Source organism: Stenotrophomonas sp. FR024 (assembly GCF_047500745.2).
Classification (GTDB): Bacteria; Pseudomonadota; Gammaproteobacteria; order Xanthomonadales; family Xanthomonadaceae; genus Stenotrophomonas; species Stenotrophomonas maltophilia_A.
The window spans coordinates 23946-29945 of the sequence record NZ_JAXAXM020000020.1; the positions used below are offsets into that span (position 1 = coordinate 23946).

Sequence of the window (6000 nt, forward strand, 5' to 3'; positions counted from 1 at the left end):
TTGCCGAAGGGGTCCGACCCCATGAAGCCAGTCGAGCATGGCTCGACCCTACAAAAGCCGTCTCCGATGGTTTCCACGTCGATGTGTCGACCAAGGTCGACACCCACCGTCGGACCCCACCCCGCCATCCACGGAATGCCCGCTTTTGACGTTGACGTTGCCGTTGATTCGGCAGGTGCAGGGCGCAGCCCTGCCGGTCACCCCAACGCGATTCGCCGCCCTTCGCGCGCGCTGTCCATGCCGGCCTGCAGCAACCGCATCAGCTGCAGTGCCTGCACCGGGCTGACCGTCGGCTCGCCATCGCCGTGCATCGCCGCCGCGAACTGCGAATACAGCCGCCGGTAGTCGCCCGGCAGGTTGTCCACGGTACTGCGCTGCACATTGTCCTCAGTATCGCAGCGCACCAGCTCGCCGTGCCGTGGGTCGATGCCCCAGCCTGGCGCTCCTGGCGCAACACCGCGCCGCAGCTGTGCCTCCTGCACGTCCAGCCCATGCTTGATCCAGCTGCCACGACTGCCATGCACACTGAAGTGCGGCGTGGGGGCCGCCACCAGCGAACCGGCATGCACGATCGCGCGATGCCTCGGGTAGTGCAGTACCGCGTGGAAGTAATCGATGCCGCTGCCACCTTCGCGTTGCACGGCCAGATCGGCATCGATGGCCTCGGGCCAGCCGAACAGCACCAGCATCTGGTCCAGCAGGTGCGGTCCGAGGTCGTACCACAGGCCGCTGCCCGGTCCGTCCTGCTCGCGCCAGCGGTCGCGCACCTGCGGCCGGTAGCGGTCGAAGTGCGCATGGCACTCGGCCACGTCACCGAGCGCGCCTTCGGCCAGCAGCGCCTGCAGGGTGAGGAAGTCGGCATCGAAGCGCCGGTTCTGGAACACGGTCGCGATGCGTCCGGCATCACGTGCCGCAGCCAGCACCGCTTCGGCTTCAGCGACATCCAGCGCGAACGGCTTGTCGACCAGCACATGCTTGCCCGCGGCCAACGCCGCGATCGCCAGCGGTGCGTGTTGTGCGTTCGGAGTGGCGATCACCACCGCGTCCACCGCCGGGTCGTTGAACACCTCCTGCGGCGTGGCGCGCACGTGCACGTCGCTGAACGCGCGCAGCAACGTGTCGCGCTGCGAACTGACGATGCTGTGCAGCACCAGCCCGGGCGTGTGCTGGATCAGCGGCGCATGGAAGACGCGGCCGGCGAGGCCGTAGCCGATCAGGGCCAGTTGCAGGTCGGGGCGCATGAGACGGCTCCGGCAATGGGGAAGGGCAGGGTAAACGACACCTGCGTACAGGCCAAAACTGAACCGTTGCCGTTGGAATCGCCTCGATTCACAGCGGCATGACCGCAACGCCACGCCTGCTCTACGGCGGCTTGTCCAGACTGGCAGCACATCCCGAAGGAGTACGACACGATGAGCAATACCACCCGCACGCTGATTGCTTCCGCCCTGACCCTGGGCCTGGCGCTGTCCTCCTCGGCTGCATTCGCCAAGGACCCGGCCGCGAAGAGCCCGCCGACCAGCACCCATCCGGCAACCCATGCTGATCGCCATGACTCCAACGAGCCGGTGACCGATACCTGGATCACCACCAAGGTGAAGGCCGATCTGCTGGCCAGCAGCAACGTTCCGGGCACTGAAATCAAGGTGGAAACCGTGAACGGCGTGGTCAGCCTGAGTGGTGCCGTGGCCACCCAGGCCGAGAAGGACAAGGCGGTCACCACCGCCAAGGGCATCAAGGGCGTGACCCGCGTCGATGCCGCTGCATTGAAGGTCAGCGCTGCTGCCAAGCGCTGACCCCGGAGGGCGCCCCGTAGGGGGCCCCCACTGCCTGGGTAGAGTCGAGCTTGCTCGACTGCCCTTTGGGTTGCAGCCGAGCACGTCTCGGCTCTACCGTGGGTTTCCGCAACCCGTTCAGCCAACCAGGCTGGAAACTCCAGAGTTGTGACCGCCTGCGCTATATTGCCCGTTCCGCCGCAGCCGGGCCGGTATCGGCCTACGCTCCGCGGCTGTGCTGACGAGGAACTATGGCGCTGGTTTTCAGTGATGACATCTGGGACCGTTGGCGGTTGCCGGCCTTGGCGCTGGCTGCTGCCGCGATCATCGTGGTGCCGTGGTTGACCCTGCGCCAACTGCAGCAGGACAGCGAAGATGCGATGGCCTGGGTCAATCATACCCAGGCCGTGGGTGTGGCCCTGCAGCAGCTGCAGGCCGATGTACGCGATGTCGAATCGGCTGCGCTGACCCTGTCCAAGGGTGTGGATGCGCCTGGCCTGCGCGAGCGCATGGCCAAAGCCAATGACCTTCCCGGCCGCCTGGCTGAACTGGGCCGGATGACCCGCGACAATCCTGAGCAGCTGATCCGCATCGGCCGTATCGAGTCGATGCTGGAAGGGCGCATGGCGCTTGCCCGCGAACTGGCGAAGTCCGAACCCAACAGTGATCAGCGCGAGCTGGTGCAGGACCTGAGCACGCGCTATCCGATCCGTGGCCTGGTGGAGGAACTGCAGGCGAGCGAGCAGACGCTGCTGACACAGCGCGCCGAGCAGGCCGCACGCCAGCGCAAGCAGACCGAGCTGGTGTCGTGGAGTTCGCTGGTGATCCAGCTGGCGCTGCTTGGCCTGGTGCTGTGGCTGCTGCAGCGGCAGATCGGTCGCCGCCTGCATGCCGAACGACAGTCGCTGCGTTCGGCCGCGCGTGCAGCCTCGGTGCTGCAGACCGTGCGTGAGCCGATCGTGCTGCTCGACCGCGACCTGCGTGTGCAGCTGCACAACCCTGCCTTCGCCGAGCTGTACGGGCTGCAGGATGAACGCGCCGATGGCCTGTTGCTGGACACTGTCGGCGACGGTGCATGGAAAGACCCCGTGATGCGCCAGCGACTGTCCGATGTGCTGTTGCGCGGCCGCGAACTGTGGGACTTCGAGCATGAACAGCGCGCCGCCGATGGCATGGTGCGCTACATGCTGCTCAACGCGCGGCGCATGCCGCTGCCGGACACCGACGACGAAGTGGTGTTGCTCACGGTCAGCGACGTCACCGTGCAGCGTGCCGTGCAGCTGCGGGTGGAGGAACTGAACCGCCAGCTGGAAGGCAAGGTTGCGCAGGTGTCCGAGGTCAACAGGGAACTGGAAGCCTTCAGCTACTCGGTGTCGCACGACCTGCGTGCACCACTGCGCCACGTGGCCGGTTTCTCCGACAAGCTGTCGCGCCATCTGGGCGACGCCGCCGATGACAAGAGCCGCCATTACCTGGAGGTGATCTCCAGTTCGGCGCGGCGCATGGCGGCACTGATCGACGACCTGCTGGTCTACTCGCGGCTGGGCCGCGCGGCAATGCGCCAGCAGGCGGTGGACATGCAGTCGCTGGTGGCCGATACCCGCGCCATGCTCGATTCCAACCTGCAGGCCGAGGCCGAGAACAGCGGCCATGCGCACCACGTGGAGTGGAGCATCGCGCCGCTGCCGATCGTGGTGGGCGATGAGAACATGATCCGCCAGGTCTGGCTGAACCTGCTCGGCAACGCGGTGAAGTACTCGGGCAACCGCGAACCAGCGAAGATCCGCGTGGACTACCAGCCACAGCCTGACGGCGGTCATCAGTTCACGGTCAGCGACAATGGTGCAGGCTTTGACATGGCCTACGCCGGCAAGCTGTTTGGTGTCTTCCAGCGCCTGCACAAGGCCAGCGACTACCCGGGTACCGGCATCGGCCTGGCCAGCGTGCGCCGCGTGCTCACCCGTCATGGCGGCCGTATCTGGGCCGAGGCTGAACCGGACGTCGGCGCCACCTTCCACTTCTACCTGCCTCCCGCGATCGATGCGGACAAACAAGGGCCTTCTGCATGACCACTCTGCGCACCATTCTTCTCGCCGAAGACAGCCCGGCTGATGCCGAAATGGCGATCGACGCCCTGGAAGAGGCGCGTCTGGCCAACCCCATCGTGCACGTTGAGGATGGCGTGGAAGTGATGGACTACCTGTTGCGCCGTGGTGCCTTCGCCAACCGCGAGGAAGGCCTGCCGGCGGTGCTGCTGCTGGACATCAAGATGCCGCGCATGGATGGCCTGGAGGTGCTGCGGCAGATCCGCGAGCACGAAGAGCTCAAGCGCCTGCCGGTGGTGATCCTGTCGTCCTCGCGCGAGGAAAGCGACCTGGCCCGCAGCTGGGACATGGGCGTGAACGCCTATGTGGTCAAGCCGGTGGACGTGGACCAGTTCTTCGGCGCGGTGCAGACCCTGGGCAAGTTCTGGGCGTTGATCAACCAGGCACCGGAACTCGAGTGAGCCCATGCCCCTGACCGGTCCCGCCCTGGGGGCGCTGCGCATCCTGCTGGTGGAAGACTCACCGGAAGATGCCGAGCTGATGTCCGAACAGATGCTCGACGCGGGCCTGGAGGCCCGTTTCGAGCGTGTCGAAAGCGAGGCCGAACTGCGCCAGGCACTGGTCGCGTTCCAGCCGGACATCGTGCTGTCCGACCTGAGCATGCCGGGGTTCTCCGGTGATGACGCGCTGCGCATCGTGCGCGAGACCTCACCGGAAGTGCCCTTCATCTTCGTCTCCGGCACCATGGGTGAGGAGAATGCGGTGGCGGCGCTGCAGAAGGGCGCCAACGATTACATCATCAAGCACCTGCCGGCGCGCCTGCCGTCGGCGGTGGCGCGTGCGATCCGCGATGCACGCAGCGCCATAGAGCGCGCGCGGGTGGAAACCGAACTGATGCGCGCGCAGCGCCTGGAAAGCCTGTCGCTGCTTGCCGCCGGCCTCAGCCACGACCTGCGCAACATCCTGCAGCCGCTGCTGATCATGCCGGACCTGCTGAAGGCGCGCACCGAGGATCCGCAGCTGCACCATCTGGCCGATGTCATCGCCGAGTGCGGCCGCCGTGGCCACGAGATGGCCGAGTCGATGCTGTCGTTCGTGCGCGGCTCGCGCAAGCCGAGCGAGCGCATCGAGATCGATGGCCTGTTCGATGCGGTGGCGCTGCTGTTGCGCAGCAACGTGCCCGATGCGGTGCGCCTGGAGTTGCAGGTGCAGGACGAAGGTCTGGTGGTCGACGCCAACTACACCGAACTGCAGCAGGTGATGCTGAACCTGGCGCTCAACGCGATCCAGGCGATGCCCAACGGCGGGCGCCTGAGCCTGACTGCCAGCCATGCCGGCGAGCGCGATGGCGTGGACTGGATGCAGATCTGCGTGGCCGATGAAGGCATCGGCATGGATGCGGACACGCTGTCGCACCTGTTCAATCCGTTCTTCACCACCAAGGCCGATGGCACCGGCCTGGGGCTGATTTCCTGCAAGCGCATCGTTGAAGGCGCCGGTGGCAGCATCCACGTCAACAGCCAGCCGGGGCAGGGCACCTGCTTCGAGCTGCGCCTGCCGATGCATGAGGCCATCGATGGCAGCGAGCCGATCGAGCAGCTGGTGGCGCTGGGCAGTGGCCAGTCGATCCTGGTGGTTGACGGCGAAGCCACGCGCCTGTCGCTGCTCGGTAATGCGCTGTCCAGCCAGGGCTATCAGCTGCAGCTGGCATCCGATGGTCCGGCGGCGCTGCGCTGGATGCAGCAGGAGGCGTTGCCGGCACTGGTGATCGCCGATGCCGGTTCCAAGCTGCTGCCGGCCAGCCAGCTGCTGGGCGAGATGGCCACGCTTGGCTACCGCGGTCCGGCGCTGGTGCTGGAGGACCCGGCGGTGCCAGTCGCGGCGGACGCGTTCCCGGCCGGTGTGGAGGTGCATGTGCTGCACAAGCCGCTGCAGATGCAGCAGGTCTTCCGCGCGGTGGCTGAAGCGCTGGGCTGATGCCGCGGTGGTGCCGGCCGCTGGCCGGCATCGCCGTGCGATGGGATCACTGCGGTTGCCGGCCAGCGGCTGGCACTACCAGTCCCCGGTTTCCCTGGAGATGCGTGGCTGGTATTGGCCGCTGCCGATGCAGCAGGTGTTCCGCGCGGTGGCTGAAGCGCTGGGCTGATGCCCCGGTAGTGCCGGCCGCTGGCCGGCATCGC

The 6000-nt window shown here is 66.7% G+C and carries 6 protein-coding genes; 5 read left to right on the forward strand and 1 reads right to left on the reverse strand.

The window, feature by feature from the left end:
* Nucleotides 1-197: 197 nt before the first annotated feature.
* Nucleotides 198-1241: an oxidoreductase gene (locus tag ACMZ91_RS18305; protein WP_134951137.1), complete on the reverse strand. Its 1044-nt coding sequence runs from the start codon at nucleotides 1239-1241 to the stop codon at nucleotides 198-200.
* Nucleotides 1242-1412: 171 nt separating this feature from the next.
* Between ACMZ91_RS18305 and ACMZ91_RS18310 the strand changes: the two genes are divergently transcribed.
* The 5 genes from ACMZ91_RS18310 (at nucleotide 1413) to ACMZ91_RS18330 (ending at nucleotide 5966) form a co-directional block, all read left to right on the forward strand.
* Entirely contained in the window at nucleotides 1413-1796 is a 384-nt protein-coding gene (locus ACMZ91_RS18310; protein WP_006470382.1) for a BON domain-containing protein, read from the forward strand.
* Nucleotides 1797-2026: 230 nt separating this feature from the next.
* The gene (locus tag ACMZ91_RS18315) at nucleotides 2027-3844 is read left to right on the forward strand and encodes a sensor histidine kinase (protein WP_164081145.1); all 1818 of its coding nucleotides are present in this window, start codon (nucleotides 2027-2029) and stop codon (nucleotides 3842-3844) included.
* Entirely contained in the window at nucleotides 3841-4281 is a 441-nt protein-coding gene (locus ACMZ91_RS18320) for a response regulator (protein ID WP_005411057.1), read from the forward strand. Before ACMZ91_RS18315 ends, ACMZ91_RS18320 begins: the two co-directional genes overlap by 4 nt.
* A 4-nt stretch (nucleotides 4282-4285) precedes the next feature.
* Nucleotides 4286-5797, forward strand: coding sequence for a hybrid sensor histidine kinase/response regulator (locus ACMZ91_RS18325; RefSeq protein WP_100437669.1), 1512 nt, complete (start codon nucleotides 4286-4288; stop codon nucleotides 5795-5797).
* Nucleotides 5798-5837: 40 nt separating this feature from the next.
* A complete protein-coding gene (locus ACMZ91_RS18330; RefSeq protein WP_414578118.1) occupies nucleotides 5838-5966 on the forward strand; it encodes a hypothetical protein in 129 nt (42 codons plus the stop codon).
* Nucleotides 5967-6000 lie beyond the last annotated feature (34 nt).

Excerpts from the sequence above, each read along its gene's own strand:
- ACMZ91_RS18320 (WP_005411057.1), top strand. The coding sequence starts at position 3,841 with ATGACCACTCTGCGCACCATTCTTCTCGCCGAAGACAGCCCGGCTGAT.
- ACMZ91_RS18305 (WP_134951137.1), bottom strand. The coding sequence starts at position 1,241 with ATGCGCCCCGACCTGCAACTGGCCCTGATCGGCTACGGCCTCGCCGGC.
- ACMZ91_RS18315 (WP_164081145.1), top strand. The coding sequence starts at position 2,027 with ATGGCGCTGGTTTTCAGTGATGACATCTGGGACCGTTGGCGGTTGCCG.
- ACMZ91_RS18325 (WP_100437669.1), top strand. The coding sequence starts at position 4,286 with ATGCCCCTGACCGGTCCCGCCCTGGGGGCGCTGCGCATCCTGCTGGTG.
- ACMZ91_RS18330 (WP_414578118.1), top strand. The coding sequence starts at position 5,838 with ATGGGATCACTGCGGTTGCCGGCCAGCGGCTGGCACTACCAGTCCCCG.
- ACMZ91_RS18310 (WP_006470382.1), top strand. The coding sequence starts at position 1,413 with ATGAGCAATACCACCCGCACGCTGATTGCTTCCGCCCTGACCCTGGGC.